The sequence below is a fragment of the Bacillus sp. 05T31 genome, from assembly GCF_056396725.1.
In genome coordinates, this window is record NZ_JBFTMA010000655.1 from 1 (window position 1) to 2,567 (window position 2,567).

Sequence of the window (2,567 nt, forward strand, 5' to 3'; positions counted from 1 at the left end):
GTTGATATTTTACGCAGGAACCGAATGGCTTGGTTTTCGCACTCTATTTTCTTCCTGCAACCTCATATATCAAGTTATCAAAGAACTTCATATAGCTAGTTTATCAAAAGTTTTTGGCTATGCCAAACCGAAATKCATCTCCCACCTACCGTTGGGCTACGCCCTTCACACGCTTGAGGAAGGAGAATTCTTTCGGGGAATTCGTTAAATATTAAATTTCCTAATGATTTTCTTGAGTGTGTACAAGAATATGATGGTGGATATCCAACGCCAGATACATTTAATATTCCAAATCAAGATGAAAATTCACTTAATAATCTTTTAACCCTAGATTCTGATAGAAAATATTCATTTCTAGAAACATATAATAATACGAAAGATAGATTACCTGACAAAATATATCCTTTTGCTAGAGATCCATTCGGCAATCTTCTATGCTTTAATTATCGAAACAACACTGATTCACCAACAATCGTATTCTGGGATCATGAGGAAGAAGACATAGAGGAAGCAATATATCCTGTTTGGTCAACACTTACATAATTACTTGCTAGTCTACGTGATTTCGAAGAAGAAGATTGAGGAAACTAAAAAACGACCTAGAATTCTAGACCGTTTTTTTATGATTTACTAATTTTCCAACCATCATCCGTTTTCTCTAGTTCAATTACGATTACTTTTTTAGGATTACCTTTATATACAGCATCAACAGTTACTGTAGCAATTTCATTTTTCTCTTCGATTTTTCGAATTTTATAGCTTTTAAGATCCTTGCTAACGGATTTGATTAGTTCTGCATTTCCGCCCACAAAAGCAACGATTTTCTTCGCTTCAGGAGTGAATAACTCTCCAAAATCTTTTACATTYCCKTCTTTTGCATCTTCRAAATACGCTGTAGCAACTTCTTCGGGATCACGATTATTTCCACATGCTGCAAGTGCTGTAACTGATAAGGCCATTACCACCATTAACATGATCATACGCTTAAATTTGTTCTTCATTCAAACCACTCCTTATATACAACTTACTTTCAACTCTTAAAAAGGGCTAAATCACTTGTATAAGTATATAATAATTAAAACTATAAAACTATATATTTATAAATATTACTTTTATGATATAAAAGGCATAAAAGCGAAGGAGAGCAGGGGAGTCTACCTATTACTATAATATTGATTTCCGTTATATACATTAGTATAATAATAAAGTCAGAGCATGCTCTGATCAGTCAGCGTTATAGGGGTATAACAGACACATTCATTTTTAAAATCATAAAATCGGATTCACTTATCTTTACTTTAAAAATGGGTATATTGATGGCACTAGTATTTTTATACTGCATAATTCATTAATTCAAAGCTACAAAGAGATAAAATTTCTTTGTAGCTTTTTTAATTACTAAACACATCTAAAAAACTTCACGACAAACACATATTAACTCCGCACATAGCACAAGTTGAAATTATATAATTAATTCATAGTTAAACGCACAGAGGATTTTAATATAATAATATTAGGAATATACATTGAAAATTTGAATAAAATATAAATTGAATGCGAGGTTGTATTATGAACAAATTTAATAATGATAATGTACAAGGTTTAGTTTCTGAAGAAAATGTTGAACTATTAAAAGTTATGGCTCATCCAATACGTCTACAAATTGTTAGTGAATTGGCTAAGAGCAAGAAATTAAATGTAACACAATTAACTAATATTTTGGATATTCCACAATCAACAGTATCGCAACATTTATCCAAAATGAAAGGGAAAGCACTGAAAGCTGAAAGAAAAGGGTTAGAGATGTACTATTATATTCAAAGCTCCAAAGCTGATAAAATCATACAAATACTGGGTCATGCTAATTAAATTGAAAAAATAGGTGGATATACACCCAAACAGGGATTACAATTCACCTATTTTTTATTTTATAAAAAACATAAAAACGTTATAGTATAACATCTTGGCTATATTCAAGACATGAAGACTTCATTGAAGAAATGAAAAGTATAAATGAGTTAGTAGCAGTATTAAAACACGCTCTTTAATGAACGTGTTTATCTTTGTAACAAAGATAAACAAAAAATATTAATATAATAAGATTTTAAAATTCACGTAATGTTTCCTGCTTATTATTAGAGCAGGGGGTGTTAATATGACTGTAAGCTTATTTTTTGTTAAACTTATTTCTGCAATTGTAGCATCTGCATGCGTAGTACCTGCTATTAATGGTATCTTTAGTAAAATTGAAGAATATGTAGGCTAAAGCATCCATAGCGGTGCTTTTTTTGTTATATAGGGTAATATCATATAGGAGTAGAAGCCATGCATATGATAAAAAAGAACAATTCCGGTAGGAATCCTGATTGTTCCTTGAAATGTGTCCTATATTTGCACCAGAACCGCGTGAACTACTCACCACTTAGCAAAGCTTGAAGTGGGAGCTTCTCAGTTCCACGACGAAAGTACCCTTTCGTCTCCCTGAGCGTTACTTCGGGGTGTTCCACCCCTAGATGTCCAACGCTTGGACGCTCTTTTGGTACGGTTGATATTTTACGCAGGAACCG

General features: G+C 32.3%; 3 protein-coding genes and 1 pseudogene. 3 read left to right on the forward strand and 1 reads right to left on the reverse strand.

The genetic code is table 11. The annotated features are described in order from the left end of the window. Together AC1DJR_RS26040 and AC1DJR_RS26045 are read left to right on the forward strand one after the other, a co-directional pair. On the forward strand, positions 1-208 hold a 208-nt coding region (locus AC1DJR_RS26040; protein ID WP_477003866.1), incomplete at its 5' end, for a hypothetical protein. Next, a pseudogene (locus tag AC1DJR_RS26045) lies at positions 205-543 on the forward strand (SMI1/KNR4 family protein); the annotation flags it as partial. The gene AC1DJR_RS26040 and the pseudogene AC1DJR_RS26045, both read left to right, overlap by 4 nt. 77 nt (positions 544-620) lie before the next feature. Here AC1DJR_RS26045 and AC1DJR_RS26050 read toward each other — a convergent pair. Then, entirely contained in the window at positions 621-1,001 is a 381-nt protein-coding gene (locus tag AC1DJR_RS26050; protein WP_477003867.1) for a nuclear transport factor 2 family protein, read from the reverse strand. Between the two features lie 568 nt (positions 1,002-1,569). Here AC1DJR_RS26050 and AC1DJR_RS26055 point away from each other — a divergent pair. After that, positions 1,570-1,869 carry an ArsR/SmtB family transcription factor gene (locus AC1DJR_RS26055; protein ID WP_061676085.1) on the forward strand — a complete coding sequence of 100 codons (300 nt, stop codon included), beginning with the start codon at positions 1,570-1,572 and terminating at the stop codon, positions 1,867-1,869. Positions 1,870-2,567 lie beyond the last annotated feature (698 nt).